Source organism: Nocardia sp. NPDC003269 (assembly GCF_042888005.1).
Classification (GTDB): domain Bacteria; phylum Actinomycetota; class Actinomycetes; order Mycobacteriales; family Mycobacteriaceae; genus Nocardia.
In genome coordinates, this window is record NZ_JBIAPA010000002.1 from 261613 (window position 1) to 277674 (window position 16062).

Here is a 16062-nt window from a genome sequence, read left to right on the forward strand (position 1 = left end):
GCCGTATCGCGCAGATCTGGCACGTGCCTCATCCTACGTCACCGTAGGTGAATCGCGGTGCCGGGCAACGAGCCTCATCGGCAGGTGTGACCTGGGCCGATGGCATCGCCCGGTACACCGGGCACGGGTACTCCCGGCCGGGTACGGTGGTCTGCGGACTACGATGGCCCATAACACCGTGGCTCACTAGCCGAACACACTCCGACCAGAGGACTGACGAGACCCGTGCCTGCGCTGACACTGACGAGGTTGCTACGGATTGGTGAAGGTCGCATGGTCAAGCGCCTGTCGAACCTCGCCGACGAGGTCATCGCGTACGGCGAGGAGATCGAGCAGCTGACCGACGACGAGCTGCGCGCCAAGACCGCCGAGTTCAAGCAGCGCTTCGCCGAGGGCGAGACCCTCGACGACCTGCTGCTCGAGGCGTTCGCGGTGGCCCGCGAGGCGTCCTGGCGAGTGCTGAACCAGAAGCACTACAAGGTCCAGATCATGGGTGGCGCCTCGCTGCACCTGGGCAACATCTCGGAGATGAAGACCGGTGAGGGCAAGACCCTGACCTGTGTGCTCCCCGCGTACCTGAACGCGATCTCCGGCGAGGGCGTGCACGTCGTCACCGTCAACGACTACCTCGCCAAGCGTGACGCCGAGTGGATGGGACGCGTGCACCGCTTCCTCGGCCTCGAGGTCGGCGTCATCCTCGGCGGCATGACCCCGGCCGAGCGCCGCGTCGCCTACAGCGCCGACGTCACCTACGGCACCAACAACGAGTTCGGCTTCGACTACCTGCGCGACAACATGACCCACTCGCTGGACGATCTCGTCCAGCGCGGCCACAACTTCGCCGTGGTCGACGAGGTCGACTCGATCCTCATCGACGAGGCCCGTACCCCGCTGATCATCTCGGGCCCGGCCGACGCGTCGTCCAAGTGGTACGCCGAGTTCGCGCGCATCGCGCCGCTGCTGAAGAAGGACGTCCACTACGAGGTGGACATCAAGAAGCGCACCATCGGTGTGCACGAGGCGGGCGTGGAGTTCGTCGAGGACCAGCTCGGCATCGACAACCTCTACGAGGCCGCGAACTCCCCGCTGGTGAGTTACCTGAACAACGCCATCAAGGCCAAGGAGCTCTACACCCGCGACAAGGACTACATCGTCCGCGACGGCGAAGTGATCATCGTCGACGAGTTCACCGGCCGCATCCTGGTCGGCCGCCGCTACAACGAGGGCATGCACCAGGCGATCGAGGCCAAGGAGAAGGTCGAGATCCAGCCGGAGAACCAGACGCTGGCCACGATCACCCTGCAGAACTACTTCCGCCTCTACAACAAGCTGTCCGGCATGACCGGTACCGCCGAGACCGAGGCCGCCGAGCTGCACTCGATCTACAGCCTCGGCGTGGTCCCGATCCCCACGAACAAGCCGATGGTCCGCAAGGACCAGGCCGACCTGATCTACAAGTCGGAGGAGGCCAAGTTCGCCGCCGTCGTCGACGACGTGGTGGAGCGGCACGAGAAGGGCCAGCCGGTCCTGATCGGTACCACCAGCGTCGAGCGCTCGGAGTACCTGTCCAAGCAGTTCACCAAGCGCGGTGTGGCGCACTCGGTGCTGAACGCGAAGTTCCACGAGCAGGAAGCGCAGATCATCGCCGAGGCCGGCCGGCCCGGCGCGGTCACCGTCGCCACCAACATGGCCGGTCGTGGTACCGACATCGTGCTCGGTGGCAACGCCGACATCATCGCCGACATCCTGCTGCGCAAGCAGGGCCTCGACCCGGTGCACACCCCCGACGAGTACGAGGCCGCCTGGCACTCCGCGCTCGATCAGGTCAAGGAGCAGACCGCGGCCGACGCCGAGGCCGTGCGCGACGCCGGCGGTCTGTACGTGCTCGGCACCGAGCGCCACGAGTCGCGCCGCATCGACAACCAGCTGCGCGGCCGCTCCGGCCGTCAGGGCGACCCGGGCGAGTCCCGGTTCTACCTGTCGCTGGGTGACGAGCTGATGCGCCGCTTCAACGGCGCCGCGCTCGAGGCCATCATGACCAGGCTGAACCTGCCCGACGACGTGCCGATCGAGGCGAAGATGGTCTCCAAGGCCATCAAGAGCGCCCAGACCCAGGTCGAGCAGCAGAACTTCGAGATCCGCAAGAACGTCTTGAAGTACGACGAGGTGATGAACCAGCAGCGCACCGTCATCTACGGCGAGCGCAACCGGATCCTGCGTGGCGAGGACATGGAGGGTCAGGTGCAGAACATGATCACCGACGTGACCACCGCCTATGTCGACGGCGCCACCGCCGAGGGCTACATCGAGGACTGGGATCTGGACAAGCTGTGGGGCGCCCTCAAGACGCTCTACCCGGTCACCCTCGACCACAAGGAACTGGCGGGCGAGACCACCACCGGCGACGCGGGCGAACTCACCCGCGACGAGCTGCGCGAGGCCCTGCTCGACGACGCGCACACCGCCTACGAGAAGCGCGAGCAGGAGATCGACGGCCTCGCCGGCGAGGGCGCGATGCGCAACCTGGAGCGCCAGGTCCTGCTCTCGGTCCTGGACCGCAAGTGGCGCGAGCACCTCTACGAGATGGACTACCTCAAGGAGGGCATCGGCCTGCGCGCGATGGCCCAGCGCGACCCGCTGGTCGAGTACCAGCGCGAGGGCTTCGACATGTTCGCCGCGATGCTGGACGGTCTGAAGGAGGAGTCGGTCGGCTTCCTGTTCAACCTCCAGGTCGAGGTCCAGCAGCCCCAGCCCGAAGGCGTCTCGGTCGGCGCCGGTCTGCGATCCCCGGTCGGCGCCCGCCCCCAGGACGCCCCCGTCGAAACCCAGGCCCCGCCCGCCCTGCGCGCCAAGGGCATCACCGATCAGGCCCCCCGCGGCCTGAACTACTCGGGCCCCGCCGAAGACGGCCGCGCCGAATCCCATTCCGACGCCCAGGAATACGGCGGCCAGCAGCCCGGCACCCGCCGCGAGCGCCGCGAAGCCGCCCGCGCCGAAACCAAGGGCAAGCGCCGCCGCTGACGCGCCACTGATCGAGACGACCGAGGCCCCCGCACACCGCGGGGGCCTCGATTGTTTCCGGTTCGACGATGGCGCCGTCGGTGCCCGGTGGGGCTCAGCCGGTTGGGGCGGACGATCCGGCGGTGCCGGGGGTGCTCGGCTTGGTGACCGAGGGGACGGGCGAGCCGGTTCCGCTCTTCGGGGCGGTCGGGCCGGGTGTCTTCGTGCCGGTGCCGGTGGGGGAGCCGGTGCCGGTGACGGTGGGGGAGTCGGTGCCGGAGGCGATCCCGGTGGGGATCGGGCCGACGGTGAGGGAGCGGGCCCTGGCTCGCCAGTCGGCGGGGAGGTCGCCCTTGGCGGAGGTGGCGACGGTGTAGGTGTCGCCCTTGTTGTCGCGGGCGGCGAAGAGGGTGGCGGACTTGCCGGCGCGGTTGTAGACCGAGAGGGCGGCGCTGTCGATGTGCTGGCCGGTCAGGTCGGGGGAGCCGATCTTGAACAGCGACATCTTGCCGGTGCCCTCGCTGCCGGTGAACAGGCACAGGTAGCCGGTGGGGCAGCGGTCGTAGCCGGTGCAGCCGCCGGTCTTGTCGCACCAGTTCTGGGTGACGCTGGTGAAGGTGTTGGCGCTGACTTTCGTTGTCTCGGTGCCCTTTCCGTTGTCCAGGATCACGGGGAGCTCCTCGTCGGGGTTCTCGCCGAACCGGTCGAGCAGAAGGGTGCACGCCTGGGAGAGCGCGATGCCGGTGGCCGCGACGACGAGCGCCGCTGTCACCGTCACACCGGCCCTGAGCTTCAGCGCGACCACCTCGACGACCGGAACCACCATCTCGCACACGACTTCTTTGGCCGTCTCGGTCGCCTCGTCGCCCTTGCACCCGACGATGCCGAATCCGACCACGACCGCGAGCACTACCGCCACCAGCTTCTGCACGGCGTCAGAATGCGCGTGGATTACCCACTCGTGCAAGGAAATTCACGGTCACGTGTCCCGCGCCCGGGCGTGGCCACCCTTGCTCAGCCGAACGAAGGATCAGCGGCACACGGCCACACCGATCGCCGCACCCTGCCGGTCGAACCACTCGGCGAGTTCCGCGCCGTGCACCAGCCGGGGCGCGTCGGCGCCGATATCGATCGCGCCGTCGACCGCTCCGCTCGCGCCGGTGAGATCGGCGCCGGCCAACCGGGCCCGATCGAAGTTCGCGCGATCGAGCCGGCAGCCTCGCAGACTCGCGCCACGGAAATCGCTGTCGCCGAAGCTCGCCCGGCGCAGATCGGCGCCGCCGAGGTCGGCGTCGCGGAAATCGGAGGCGGCGAAATCGGCCTTCATCAGGCGCGCGCCGGTGAGCCGGGCCGCGCGCAGCACGCAGTCGCGGGCTTGCGCGGTGCCGAGGTCGGCGCCGGTGAGATCGGCCCCGGACAGATCGGTGGCGAGCATCCAGGCGCCGTAGAGGTCGGTGTCGACCAGCCGGGCGCCGGTCAGCCGGGCCTCACCTAGCTCGGCGCCACCGAGATCGAGCCCCGACAGATCACTGCCGGCGAGGTCGAGGCCCCACCCGTTGAACAGCATCTCGGTGGTGCGCGGCGCGGCCGGGTCGGCGGGGAGCTGGGCGAGATAGTGCGCGAGAACCGTCCGCGCGTCCGGGTCGGTGGGCCACCTGGGCACCGCGTTGAGATCGCCTTTCGGCCGGCGCCGCCAGAACATCATGAGAAGTATTTACACCCTGCGCTTCTCGCGCGGGAACCGTCCGGTCACGAACGTGAATCAGCTGGCCCGATGGATGGGGTGGACCCGCGACAGCGCCCGTTTGGCCTCAGCGAGCGAGATCAGCTGATCCTCGTCGTCGATCTCGGCGACGGCGGCCTCGGCCCACTCCCGCAGCAAGGTCGACACGCCGACACGACGCTCGTCGGCCAGGGTTTTCAGCCGGGAGTGCAGGCCCAGCGGCAACCGGATGGAGGTGGTCACCATGATGTCCTCGTTGGCGGGCAGGCGGGGTGGCGCTTCGGCGGCCGCGTCGGAGAAGCTCAGCCGATCCATGAAGTCGGCGAGCTCTTCCTTGCTCGATGGATAGTCCTGATCGCTCATGACTCGGTCCCACTTTCCCACTGCTCGAACTGCGCCAGCTCCTCGGCGCGCATCGCTCGTGCGCCGATGATCACCCACGTCCAGTCGTCGCGCTGTCGTGTGACCACGATCAGCGGGCGTCCGGCCGTGGTGCGCCCCCACACCGTCAGGACGGACACCTGGCCGTCGAAGGCCGGGCGTGGCCACCGTCGTGACGCTGCGAGGACCTGCCGAACCTCGCTGGGTTCGACGCCGATCAGGTGAGCGATCGCCCAATCAGGCCACTCGAAACCCATAGGTCCATAATACGCACGTAGTAACAGCCTGTGAAAGCACTGAGCATCCCGGCCGGATCGGTGGGTAGATTCGCTGGGTGTTGACCATCAGCCGACTGGTCGCCGATCCCGCGCTCGGCCTGCGGATCGTGACGCCGGAACTCACCGATCGCCTGGCCGCCGAGATCCGCTGGCTGCACACCACCGAGCTGCCCGACCCGTCGCCCTACGTCCGCCCCGGCGAGCTGGTGCTGACCAACGGGTTGTGGCAGCCGCACGTGTCCGCGGCGCGCTTCGTCGACGCGCTGGCCGGGGCGGGTGCGGCCGGTCTGGTCTTCGGGCTGACCGCGCAGACTCCGATGCTGCCCGCGGAGCTCGTCGACCTGTGCCGCGAGCGCGACCTGCCCCTGATCGAGCTGTGTATCGGGGTGCCGTTCGCCGCGCTCACCCGCGCCGCCGCCGGCATCCAGAACGAAGTCCTGCAGGCCGAGCTGACCGCCACGGTGCGCCGGGGCGACGCGCTGGCCACCGCCCTGTCGCGGGGCAGCGGTGCGGCGGGCGTCCTCGAAATCCTGCGTGGCGAGACGGAATTGCCGCTGCTGGTGGTCGATCGGCGGGGCCGCTGTCTGGCCGCCATCGGCTGTGAGCCGACCGCCGAGCAGATCCGCGCGGCCGCCGCCGCGCTCACCCGCACGCCGCCGCCGCTCGAGGTGAACCTGCTCGGATCGGGACCGTCGGCGCTCTACCTCGTCGAGGGCGCGATGGGGGAGATCGACGCCGGGCTCTACTGCCTGGAGCCGGCGGCGACGCTGACCGCCGCCGATCGGGAGGCCCTCGACCAGGCGGCGCGGTTCCTGAGCCTCGAGGTCGCCAAACAGCAAGCGGTGCAAGCGATCGAGGCCCGCTTCGCCGCCGAGCTGCTCGAGATGATCCTGTCCGGCCCCGGTCGCGACGACGAGGTGCGCAGGCGATTGCGGGCCTACGGCGTGCCGTCGGACGGACCGCTGGCGGTCTTCGCGCTCGCCGGCGAGGACGTGGCGCTCGACGACATCGCCGACGCGGCGGGCACCGTGTTCGCCACGCACGGCATCCCGGTGTTCACCGCCGCGGGCAGCCGCGATGTGGTGGCGGTGTGCCCGTGGCCGGGCGCCGCCGACGAACCGGCCCGCTTCGCCGTCGAGCTCTCCGGCGAGGTCGCCCGCCGCGCGGCGGCCGCCCGCGTCGTCATCGGCGTGGGCGACATCGCCGCCACCGCGGCGGGGCTGCGTGAGCCGCTGGTCCGGGCGCGGGAGGTCTGCCAGGTACTGCGCGCGCAGACCGGTCCGGACACCGCGACCTTCGCCGACATCGCCACCCACCGGATGCTGCTCGGCCTGCTCGATGCCCGGGTGCTGGAGCGTTTCGCCGGTCAGGTTCTCGGCGCTTTGCGCGCGCACGACGCCCGCGCGCGCACCGAACTGGAGCACACCCTGCGCGTTTTTCTCGTCAACGACGGCCAGTGGGGCGTCACGGCGGCGGCGCTGCACGTGCACGTCAACACCCTGCGCAACCGGATGGCCAGGATCACGGAGCTGACCGGCCGCGATGTGCACCGGCTCGCCGACACCGTCGACCTGTTCCTGGCATTCGCGGCCGACCCTCAGCCGGGATAGACCGCCGGATCCACGTCGTAGGTGGGCAGCGGGCGCACCGGCGTCGCGGCGTCGGCGCCGGCCCAGGCCGCCACGTCCCGGCAGCGCGCGAACGTCACGTCCCCGCAGTCCTGCGCGTAGCGGATCAGGGTGCGCAGGGCCAGCATCCGGCCCGGCCGCCCGGTGAGGAAGGGGTGCATGCACACGTTGAACAGGCACCGGTAGTGCCGCATCCCGTCCAGTTCGGCCCGCCACATCCGCTCGACCTTGTCCGGCGACTCGATGACCGACCCGATCCGCGGCTCCGGCAGATACGCGTACTGCTCCCAGTCGTCGAGCGACCAGTGCACCGGCAGTTCCACCACCGGCGCGGTCGCGCCCGGCACCAGGTACGGCCGGTCGTCACCCATCAGCGAGGAGTCGTAGGTCAGTCCGTATTCGGCCACCAGCGCGAGGGTTTCGCGGCTGGCGCTCCACATCGCCGCCCGGTGTCCGGCGATCTCGATGCCCTGGGCCGCGAAGACCTCCAGTGCCCGAACGAAATCCGCGCGCTCGGCGCCCGGCGGCAGCGAGGTGGGTGCCCGATGGCTGTAGGAGTGGTGGGCGACCTCGTGGCCGCGATCGACGATCGCGGCGGCCAGTCCAGGACGCCGCTCCGCCACCCAGCCGGGCACGAAGAACGTCGCGGGCACGGCCAGTTCGTCGAGCAGGTCGAGGATCCGTGGCACGCCGACATCGGGTCCGTAGGACTGGTGCGACATCACCATCGGGTGCTCGGCGTAGCGCCTGCCCTCGGCGAGGATCGGCGTTTCCGCGTCCACGTCGAAGGTCAGGGTCGCGACGGCGGCCGCGCCACGGGTCCACGACGTCATCGGCGTGCGCGCCAGGCCGCCGCGGTGTCCAGGTTCGCCATGGGGTGCAGCATCTCACGGTCGAAGGGGTCGAGCGGACGTCCGGTCTCGACCCGGCGCGGCAGGTCGGGATTGGCGAGCGCGCCCGTGCCGAGCGAGAGCAGATCGGCGTGCCCGCCGGTGAGGACGTCGGCGGCCTGGGGCAGCGCGTGCATGCCGCCGTTGGCGATCACCGGCTTGCCGGTCACCTCGCGGGCGAGCTGGGTGATCGTCGTGCCGTCGGCCAGGCGCGCGGTCTCCAGGAAGTTCCGGCCCTCACTGGCGATGTGCAGGTAGGTCGCCTCGGCCAGCGCGCCGAAGATCACCCGCGCGTCGTCGGCGCCGCCGGGCCAGCGGTAGGTGAAGTCGTTGACCTTCGTCTGCGACAGTCGTACGCCGACCGGCAGCTCGCCCACCGCCGCGCGGACCGCGTCCAGCACGCGCACGTGCAGCCGGACCCGGTCGCGCACCGGGCCGCCGTACTCGTCGGTGCGCAGATTGGTGTAGCCGGTGAGGAATTGGTCGAGCAGGTAGCCGTTGGCCCCGTGGATCTCGACGCCGTCGAACCCGGCGGCCTTCGCGTTCGCGGCCGCGGCGGCGAAACCGGCGATCACCTCGTCGATATCGCGGGCGGTCATCTCCCTCGGCGCGCTCCACGGGCCGCCGACACCGCCGTAGTCGGCCATCATCCGTCCCGGCGGCGCGACCGCCGACGGCCCGATCGTCCCGTTGCAGTAGGAGTTGCCCTGGGAGATGGCGCCGGCGTGCATCAGCTGGGCGACGATCGGCACGCCCTCTGCGTGCACCGCGTCCACCACCGTCCGCCACCCGGCGACGTGCGCGTCGGTGACCAGGCCGGGCTGACCGTGGTAGCCCTGGCTGTGCGCGGCGTCGGGGTAGATGCCCTCGGTGGTGATCAGGCCGAAGCCGCCCGCGGCGAATTCGCGGTAGTACCCGGCCATCTGCGCGGTCGGGGTGCCGTCGGCGGTGGCCGAGATCCGGGTCATCGGGGCCACGGTGAAGCGGTTGCGCAGGCGCAGGGTGCCGAGATCGAACGGGGCGAGGGCGGGATGGGCGAGGTCGGTGGTGGTCATCGGTTCTTCTCCTCGGTGGTCAGGACGGTCAGGGACAGCGGGCTCGGGCCAGCCCCGTTGATGACGTTGTGGTCCTGCGGGCAGGACGAGACGACGACGAGACACGGCATCTCGGCGCGCAGGGTGATCGCGTCGCCGGGCCGGGTCGGGGCGGCCAGCCAGGACAGCTCGCCGTCGGCGGCGACGGGGATCCGCATGAACACGTTGATCGGCTGCGGGATGTGCGACGGCGCCGGATGTCCCCGCTCGGCCAGCGCCCGGATCAGGTTCTCCGCACAGCTGGCGTGGCCCGGATCGCCGTATGCCGCATAGCGTTCCGGGTCGCAGGCGGCGATCAGCATGTCGTGGTCGCCGGGGGAGGTGTCGGCGAGGTAGGTGAGGATCGGGCGGCGCCGGTTGGTCACGAACGCCTCGCCCAGCGCCGGGAACAGGCGGCTGGTGTGGGTGCGGGTGTGCGCGGCGCTGTGCTGCTCGGTGAGGTCGTCGGCGTGGTAGGCGAAGACGTCACCGACCTGGCCACCGGCGATATCGGTGATCCGCAGGCGATCGCCGGTCCGCAGCAGCACCGACCTGGCCTGCCTGGCCGGTACCAGCACCGGCTCGGGGTAGCTCGTCGTTGTCATGCCGTTCAGTCAACCGGTGGACGGACCTCGGGTGCTATGGAGATACCACCACTGTATTGCGGCTCGAATGGATGTTTCACCATGCCCCGGGTGATCGCGGTCGCGATAGCGTGCGGTGGTCCGTTCCATCGATGCCGAGGAGTGCCGCGCATGGCCACCGCTCTCGTCACGGCCCGTGCCGTCGCCACCGGCGAAACCACCGCGACAGCGGTGATCGAAGCCGCGATCGCTCGTGTGCGACAGCCTGATTCGGCCGCGATCCTGGTGACGGTCACCGGTGAGCGCGCCCGCCTCCAGGCCGCGGCGAGTGATCGCCGGGCCGCGCGTGGGCTCCGGCGCAGTGCTCTCGACGGTGTGCCGATCGTGTGGAAGGATCTGTTCGACGTCCAGGGCACCGTCACGACCTGCGGTTCGGCCAGCCACCAGCACGACGAACCCGCCGCCGTCGACAGCCTGCTCGTGCGCCGGGCGCACGACCGCGGCCTGATCACCGTCGGCAAGACCACCCTGAGCGAGTTCGCCTTCTCCGGCCTCGGCATCAACACCCGGTTCGGTACCCCCGCCAACCCCCTGGCCCCCGACATGATCCCCGGCGGATCGTCCGCCGGATCAGCCGTCGCCGTCGCGCGCGGACTGGTCCCCCTCGCGGTCGGCACCGACACCTCCGGCTCCGTCCGCATCCCCGCCGCCCTCTGCGGGATCGTCGGATTCCGCGCCAGCCCAGGACGATACGGCCCGCACGACTTCGCCCCGCTGTCGCCGACCCTCGACAGCATCGGCCTCTTCGCCACCACCGTCACCGACATCGCGGCCCTCGACGAGCTACTGCTGCCGCCGGGCTCCCGGCCTTCGGTCCGACCCGTGCCGTCCGGCGGGCCACGGTTCGTTGTGCCGACCGGCGAATGGACCGAGGACCTCGCGACATCGATCGCCGACGACTTCGCCCGCACCGTCGCCCGGTTGCGCGCGGCGGGCGCGACCGTCGTGGTGCGCGGATTCCCTTCCCTCAGCGCGGCCCAGCGACTGCTGGACGACCACGGCACGATCGTCGGCGCCGAGGCCTATCGCCTGCACAGCCACCGGCTGCGCTCGACGATGCCGATCGAGCCCGCGACCCGCCGCCGTCTCGAAGGCAATGCCGGCACTGCGACCACCATCGCCCCGGTGTACGCCGCGCTGCCCGGCCTGCGCGCCGAGTTCGCCGCCGAGCTGGGCGATGCGACGCTGCTCTGCCCGCCGATCCGCCACCTGCCGCCACGCATCCCCGACCTGCTCGCCGACCAGGACACCTACGACGCCGCCAACGCCACGATCCTGCGCACCACGATGGTGCTCAGCTACCTCGGCGGCTGCGGGATCAGCCTGCCCACCGCACTCGGACGCCCTGGCCATGCCGCGCTGCTGTCCAAGCCCGGCGGTGCGGACAGCGCACTGCTCAGCGACGCCGCCTGGACCGAGCGAGTCCTGCACCCGTAGCTGGCCGACGAGTCGAACGCCGAGATCGGGATAGCTGTAGCGACCGCGTCTGCCCATCGAACGGCACACGCCGATCGGTCGTGGATCTCTCGACCGGCGCCATCGGCCCTGCCGGCGTATCGCGGTTGCGGCGCCGGCTCAGCGGGCCTGCTCACGGCTGGGTGCCGGGTCGCCGCACCGCACGGCACCCCAACCGGACTGTGGCGCAACGAGATCGCAGGGCAGCGGTCGCTCCGCGTAAGCAGCCGGTGGCAGCGAGGTCGATCGCAGGCCGGGCTCTCCGGCACACCGGGAACCGCGTGATTCGCGCCCCGGCCGAGCTGCGGCCGTACTCTCGAACGAGTGCGTGTGGAACGTGGCGCGCAGGTCCGGGTGAGGTGTGGAGGAGGACGGCGTGAGGGTGCGCGACGGCGAGATCGATCGTCCGCTGTCGCCGTCGGAGCGCTGGTTCTGGCTGGTTGATCAACTGTCCCCGGCCAATTGCGTGGTCCGGCTGCGGGTGCGTGGGCCGATCGGCGCGTATCGCCTGGAGGAGGCCGCGACCGCGGTGGTCGCCGAATTCCCGCTGCTGCGGGTGGTCGTCGCGCCGGGACCTCGGTTCGTGCCCGCCGCCGATCCGCATCTGCCGGTCCTGCACCGCATCGTCGACGATCCGGACGAGTGGCACGCCGTCTTCGACGAGCAGCTCGTCACCCCGGTCGACCTCGCGACCGCGCCGGGCAGACTCATCGATCTGGTCTGGCGCCCCGGCACTTCCGACGAACTGCACGACCTGATCCTGGTCTTCTCGCACGTGCTGATCGACGGCCGCTCGATGGCCGCCCTCGGCTCACGCCTGCTCGCAGTCGCCTTCGGCGCCGCCGCGCCCGACACCGTCCGGACCCCGATCCCGGCCGCCGACGACCTGATCCCGTCCGCGCACACCGGCCTGCTCCGGTGCCTGCGCACCAACCTCACCGGCCAGCTCACCGCGACCTTCCGGCGCGCCGTCGGTATCCCCGGCACCCCGCCGCCGTTGCCCGCCCGCCGCACCCGCACCGTGCTCCGCACCGTCGAGGGCGACGAGCTCGCCGCGCTCCGCGCCCGCTGTCAGCGCGCGGGCGTCACCGTCAACGCCGCGCTGGCCGCCGCCCTCGCCCAGGCGCTGGGCGCACTGAACCGGCCCCGTGGCTCCGGCATCGCCGCGATCGGCATCCCGGTCGACCTGCGCTCCCGCCTGGTGCCACCGCCCGCCGACGACGAGCCGGGCATGTTCACCGCCGTGGTCCCCACGTTCGTGCCCTTCGGCCCGGCCGACTCCCTCTGGGACGCCGCGCGTGCCGCCGGATCCCAACTGGCCCACCGCCTCGACCGGCACGCCGACCTCAGCGCCCTGGCCGCCATCCGCTACGGCTGCCCGCGCTCCCTCGAATCCGGCAGGCGCGCGGTCGAACTCGTCGACCGCCGCGCCCCCTGGAACGTCACCCTGAGCAACCTCGGCCGCCTCACCGCCCCCGAAACCCCCGAGCCCCTCCCGATCACGGCCCTCACGGTCGCGGGCACCAACTCCTGCGCCAGCGCCCTCACGGTCGCCGTCGCCACCCTGGACACGACGATGTCGATCACCTTCTGCTACGTCGACACCCTGCTCCCACGCCCCACCATCGAATCCCTCGCCGACGACACCCACACCGCCCTGACCCGCTGAGCTAGCCCAGGTGGGCGCGCAGCTGGTCGCGGAGGGTGGCGCGGTCGGGTTTGTTGGTGCGGCCGCTGACCGGGATCTTGTCGACGATGACGATGTCGTCGGGGACGGCGGTGGTGTCGATGAGGTGGGGGAGGCGGGTGCGGAGCAGGGTCGCGATATCGCCGGTGCCGGGGTCGGGGACGACGGCGAGGACGATGCGTTCGTCGCCGATCTCGTCGGGCAGGCCGACCATGATCGCCTCGCGTACCCCGGCGATCGCGGTGATCACCGGTTCGTACAGGCCGGGGTAGATATTGGTCTTGCCGCGGATCATCATGTCCTTCTTGCGGCCGGTGAGCACGAGCTGCTCGCCGTCCCAGCGGGCCAGATCACCGGTGGGGACCTCGGTCAGCGGCTCGGCGCCGAGGTAGCCGCGGCACAGGTTCGGTCCGGCCAGGACGAGTTCGCCGTCCGCGGCGATGCGCGCCCGCACCCCGGGGACGGGCGCGCCGAGCAGGTCGCCCTCGTGCGCGAGCTTGGCCACGTCGTTGGTGACGGCGACCGGCAGGATCTCGGTCATGCCGTAGATCGCCAGGAACTCGGTGCTGGGCAACGACTTCCGCGCCCGCCGCAGCAGCGCCGAGGTGACGGGCGCCCCACCGAGGGCGACCTGGCGCAGGTACGTGGGTGCGGTGATCGCACCGGCCTCGAGCGCGTCGAGCGCGGCGGCCAGGTCGGCGGGGGTGTAGAAGGCGTGGGTGGCGCTGCGCAACCCGTGGGTGAAGCGCACCGGATCGATGTGGGTGCCGAACCGCGGATACGGCGGCATCGCCCAGCGCGCGCCCGCCATCAAAGCGGGCAGCCCCATCATCAGCTGCTCGGTGTGCAGGAACGCGCCGGGGGCCAGGCTGGTCCGGCCGCCCATCGCGGCCAGCCCGGCACCGAGCGAAGCACGGGTGTGCACCACGGCTTTCGGGTCGTCGGTGGTGCCGGAGGTGAACACGATCAAGGCCGCCGCGTCGGGATCGGCGGGTACCGTCGACGACCCGGCCGCCCGACCGGTGAAGCGGCGCAGGGGAATCGAGCCTGCGGGCACGCCGGGCAGCCACGCGCCACTGTGGATGTGCCGCACCTCCAGCGCGCCGAAGCGCGGCAGGCTGAGCCCGCGCTTGCGCCCGAATCCCGCGAGCGGTCCGCTCACCGCGTACAGCAGCGATTCGGTGGCCGCCCAGGTGGGTTCGACCACCGCCACCCGCTGAGCGAACAGGTCGGGACCGATGCCGGGGTCGACGAACACGATCGTGCCACCCGCCGCGATCACCCCGAAGATCAAGGTCACCGAGGCCACACTCGGACGGATCGAGAACAGCATCCGATCGCCGGGCGCGAACCCGGCCGCCCCCAGATTGGCCGCGACCCGGTCGACGGTGTCGACGAGCTCGCGATAGGTCAGCGCGCGCTGGCCGACCGTGCCCAGCGCCGAGGCGTCGGGAATGCGATCGGCCTGCATCGCCAGGTGGGCGAGGAAGTCGGCGGTCATCGGATATCGACGATCTCGGGCCGGTAGCGGTGATCGGCGTACCAGGCCAGCGTCTTGCGGATACCCCACGCCCGCACCCGCCGGTTCGAGCCGTACACCCGGACATCACGGCGCAGGCCGTAGTCGGTGGTGATCGTGCGCACCGCGTTGACCAGGGCCCGGTCCTCGTGCAGGTCCTCGATGGCGGTGCGCGGGAATCCTCCTGCGGCCGTGTACAACTCGGCGGTGATCGCCATATTGCAGCCCGGCGTCATCACATACGGTCCGAGATATTTCGGATCGCGATTGCCCGAGCGCACCTTGCCGAAGGCCGAGGCCACCTCGAGCGCGACCCGGATGATCGTGCGGTCGCGCCAGGAGACTCCTTCGTCGGTCCGGGGGATCAGCTGCCCGCTGATCAGCCGCAACCCCGCGTCGAACCCGGCGTTGATCCGCTCGATCCAGTCCGGCGCGGGCAGGCAGTCGGCGTCGGTGCGGGCCAGCCGCGTCGCGCCCTGGGCGATCGCGTACCGCATGCCGGTGTCGGCGGCGGCCCCGGTGCCCTTCTGCGCTTCGCCGATCACCTCGATGACGGGCACCGGATGCGCGGCGGCGAAGGCCCGCACGATGCCGGCGGTCCCGTCACTGGAATCGTTGTCGACCACGACCACCCGGAAATCGGTATCGCGTTGCGCGGCAATGGCATTCAGGGTCGCGCCGATCCCGCGCGCCTCGTCGAAGGCGGGGATCACCACCCACAGGCCGCCGCTCACAGGTCGGCCACCAGCCGGTCGAGCCCGCCGATCTCGGTGACCCACGCGTGGAAGCGATCCAGCCCCTCCGCGAACGGCACGGTCGGCCGGTAACCGAGTTCGCGTTCGGCGCGGGTGAGGTCGTAGGTCGCCGACCGGGTGACCAGCGCGACCGCGTAGCGCGACAGCGGCGGCGTCCACCGCTGCGCGACCGCCGGAATCCGCCACACCGTCTCGATCGCCGCGAGCGCCCCACCGAGCACCGGCGCGGGCACGACGACACTCGGCGGTGCCAGCCCGAATCGCCGCGCCACCGCGGCCATCGTCGGCCACACCGCCACCGGCTCGGCATCGGCGACGAAATAGGCGCGCCCGCTGATCTTCTCGGCCTCGAGCGCCAGTTCCACGGCCCGCACCAGGTGGTCGATGTAGCACAGCGACGCGCGCACCTCGCGGCCGCCGGACAGGTCGGGCAGGCGGCCCGCCCGCAACTTCGCCAGGATCTGCACGATCGGACCGCGTCGGTCCCCCGGGCCCCAGACGGCCCGCGGCCGCAGCGAGCACGTCGTGAACGTCGGGGTATCGGCCGCCAGCACCAGCTGTTCGGCCACCGCCTTGGTCTCGCAGTAGCTGTTGAGGAAGCGGGCCGGATACGGGGTCGTCTCGTCGATCCCCAGCTGATCGCCGCCGTCGGGCGCCATCAGCGCGCTCGGACTGCCGATGAAGACGAACCGTTCGGCACCCGCCGCGGCGGCCTCCTGCATCAGCCGGTCCGTCCCGGCGACGTTCACCGCGAAGAACTCCGCCGGGCGTCCGAACTCGCCGAGCAGGGCCGCGGCGTGCACGACGGCCCGCACCCCGGTGACCGCGCGGGCCAGCGCCGCCGTGTCGGCGAGATCGGCCACCGCCACCTCGGCGCCCGCCGGGGCGCTCGACGGCTCGCGCACCATCGCCCTGACCGGCACGCCACGCGCCAGCAGCGCGCGCACGATCGCCCCGCCGACGAACCCGCTCGCCCCCGTCACCAGCACAGTCATCGCGTCACCCTACGGCGCGGACGCGGCGGGCCCA

General features: G+C 71.2%; 14 protein-coding genes. 4 read left to right on the top strand and 10 right to left on the bottom strand.

Going from position 1 to position 16062, the window contains the following annotated elements:
* Positions 1-225 precede the first annotated feature (225 nt).
* Positions 226-3021, top strand: coding sequence for a preprotein translocase subunit SecA (gene secA, locus ACFYWJ_RS11905; RefSeq protein ID WP_355276132.1), 2796 nt, complete (start codon positions 226-228; stop codon positions 3019-3021).
* Positions 3022-3115: 94 nt separating this feature from the next.
* On the opposite strand, the gene ACFYWJ_RS11910 is transcribed toward secA, so the two are convergent.
* From ACFYWJ_RS11910 to ACFYWJ_RS11925, 4 genes are all read right to left on the bottom strand, one after another.
* Positions 3116-3931, bottom strand: a complete 816-nt coding sequence (locus tag ACFYWJ_RS11910) for a peptidase inhibitor family I36 protein (RefSeq protein WP_355276130.1) — start codon at positions 3929-3931, stop codon at positions 3116-3118.
* Positions 3932-4030: 99 nt separating this feature from the next.
* Positions 4031-4663, bottom strand: a complete 633-nt coding sequence (locus ACFYWJ_RS11915) for a pentapeptide repeat-containing protein (protein WP_355276128.1) — start codon at positions 4661-4663, stop codon at positions 4031-4033.
* Positions 4664-4762: 99 nt separating this feature from the next.
* A complete protein-coding gene (locus ACFYWJ_RS11920) occupies positions 4763-5086 on the bottom strand; it encodes a hypothetical protein (RefSeq protein WP_355276127.1) in 324 nt (107 codons plus the stop codon).
* Positions 5083-5361, bottom strand: a complete 279-nt coding sequence (locus tag ACFYWJ_RS11925) for a hypothetical protein (RefSeq protein ID WP_355276126.1) — start codon at positions 5359-5361, stop codon at positions 5083-5085. The genes ACFYWJ_RS11920 and ACFYWJ_RS11925 overlap by 4 nt, the downstream gene beginning before the upstream one ends.
* Positions 5362-5438: 77 nt before the next feature.
* On the opposite strand from ACFYWJ_RS11925, the gene ACFYWJ_RS11930 reads away from it, so the two are divergent.
* Entirely contained in the window at positions 5439-6992 is a 1554-nt protein-coding gene (locus tag ACFYWJ_RS11930) for a PucR family transcriptional regulator ligand-binding domain-containing protein (protein WP_355276124.1), read from the top strand.
* Here the strand turns inward: ACFYWJ_RS11930 and ACFYWJ_RS11935 are convergent.
* Genes ACFYWJ_RS11935 through ACFYWJ_RS11945 form a run of 3 tightly spaced genes read right to left on the bottom strand, consistent with a single transcriptional unit; the run spans position 6980 to position 9578 of the window.
* Positions 6980-7843 carry a polysaccharide deacetylase gene (locus ACFYWJ_RS11935; RefSeq protein WP_355276122.1) on the bottom strand — a complete coding sequence of 288 codons (864 nt, stop codon included), beginning with the start codon at positions 7841-7843 and terminating at the stop codon, positions 6980-6982. The two genes, ACFYWJ_RS11930 and ACFYWJ_RS11935, sit on opposite strands and share 13 nt — an antisense overlap.
* The gene (locus ACFYWJ_RS11940; protein ID WP_355276121.1) at positions 7840-8955 is read right to left on the bottom strand and encodes an NADH:flavin oxidoreductase; all 1116 of its coding nucleotides are present in this window, start codon (positions 8953-8955) and stop codon (positions 7840-7842) included. Before ACFYWJ_RS11940 ends, ACFYWJ_RS11935 begins: the two co-directional genes overlap by 4 nt.
* Entirely contained in the window at positions 8952-9578 is a 627-nt protein-coding gene (locus ACFYWJ_RS11945; RefSeq protein WP_355276119.1) for an urea carboxylase-associated family protein, read from the bottom strand. Before ACFYWJ_RS11945 ends, ACFYWJ_RS11940 begins: the two co-directional genes overlap by 4 nt.
* Positions 9579-9728: 150 nt before the next feature.
* Here ACFYWJ_RS11945 and ACFYWJ_RS11950 point away from each other — a divergent pair, with 150 nt between their 5' ends.
* Positions 9729-11054, top strand: a complete 1326-nt coding sequence (locus ACFYWJ_RS11950; RefSeq protein WP_355276117.1) for an amidase family protein — start codon at positions 9729-9731, stop codon at positions 11052-11054.
* 394 nt (positions 11055-11448) lie between these two features.
* The gene (locus ACFYWJ_RS11955; RefSeq protein WP_355276116.1) at positions 11449-12741 is read left to right on the top strand and encodes a hypothetical protein; all 1293 of its coding nucleotides are present in this window, start codon (positions 11449-11451) and stop codon (positions 12739-12741) included.
* A 1-nt stretch (position 12742) separates the two neighbouring features.
* On the opposite strand, the gene ACFYWJ_RS11960 is transcribed toward ACFYWJ_RS11955, so the two are convergent.
* Genes ACFYWJ_RS11960 through ACFYWJ_RS11970 form a run of 3 tightly spaced genes read right to left on the bottom strand, consistent with a single transcriptional unit; the run spans position 12743 to position 16028 of the window.
* Positions 12743-14260 (bottom strand): class I adenylate-forming enzyme family protein, encoded by a 1518-nt coding sequence (locus ACFYWJ_RS11960; protein ID WP_355276114.1) that lies wholly within the window; start codon positions 14258-14260, stop codon positions 12743-12745.
* Positions 14257-15012 carry a glycosyltransferase family 2 protein gene (locus ACFYWJ_RS11965; protein ID WP_355276112.1) on the bottom strand — a complete coding sequence of 252 codons (756 nt, stop codon included), beginning with the start codon at positions 15010-15012 and terminating at the stop codon, positions 14257-14259. Before ACFYWJ_RS11965 ends, ACFYWJ_RS11960 begins: the two co-directional genes overlap by 4 nt.
* The gene (locus ACFYWJ_RS11970; RefSeq protein WP_355276110.1) at positions 15009-16028 is read right to left on the bottom strand and encodes an NAD-dependent epimerase/dehydratase family protein; all 1020 of its coding nucleotides are present in this window, start codon (positions 16026-16028) and stop codon (positions 15009-15011) included. The genes ACFYWJ_RS11965 and ACFYWJ_RS11970 overlap by 4 nt, the downstream gene beginning before the upstream one ends.
* Positions 16029-16062 lie beyond the last annotated feature (34 nt).

Bases quoted from the DNA above. Each gene is read 5' to 3' on its own strand.
- ACFYWJ_RS11970 (WP_355276110.1), bottom strand. From the start codon at position 16,028: ATGACTGTGCTGGTGACGGGGGCGAGCGGGTTCGTCGGCGGGGCGATC.
- ACFYWJ_RS11920 (WP_355276127.1), bottom strand. From the start codon at position 5,086: ATGAGCGATCAGGACTATCCATCGAGCAAGGAAGAGCTCGCCGACTTC.
- ACFYWJ_RS11960 (WP_355276114.1), bottom strand. From the start codon at position 14,260: ATGACCGCCGACTTCCTCGCCCACCTGGCGATGCAGGCCGATCGCATT.
- ACFYWJ_RS11940 (WP_355276121.1), bottom strand. From the start codon at position 8,955: ATGACCACCACCGACCTCGCCCATCCCGCCCTCGCCCCGTTCGATCTC.
- ACFYWJ_RS11950 (WP_355276117.1), top strand. From the start codon at position 9,729: ATGGCCACCGCTCTCGTCACGGCCCGTGCCGTCGCCACCGGCGAAACC.
- ACFYWJ_RS11935 (WP_355276122.1), bottom strand. From the start codon at position 7,843: ATGACGTCGTGGACCCGTGGCGCGGCCGCCGTCGCGACCCTGACCTTC.
- ACFYWJ_RS11925 (WP_355276126.1), bottom strand. From the start codon at position 5,361: ATGGGTTTCGAGTGGCCTGATTGGGCGATCGCTCACCTGATCGGCGTC.
- ACFYWJ_RS11945 (WP_355276119.1), bottom strand. From the start codon at position 9,578: ATGACAACGACGAGCTACCCCGAGCCGGTGCTGGTACCGGCCAGGCAG.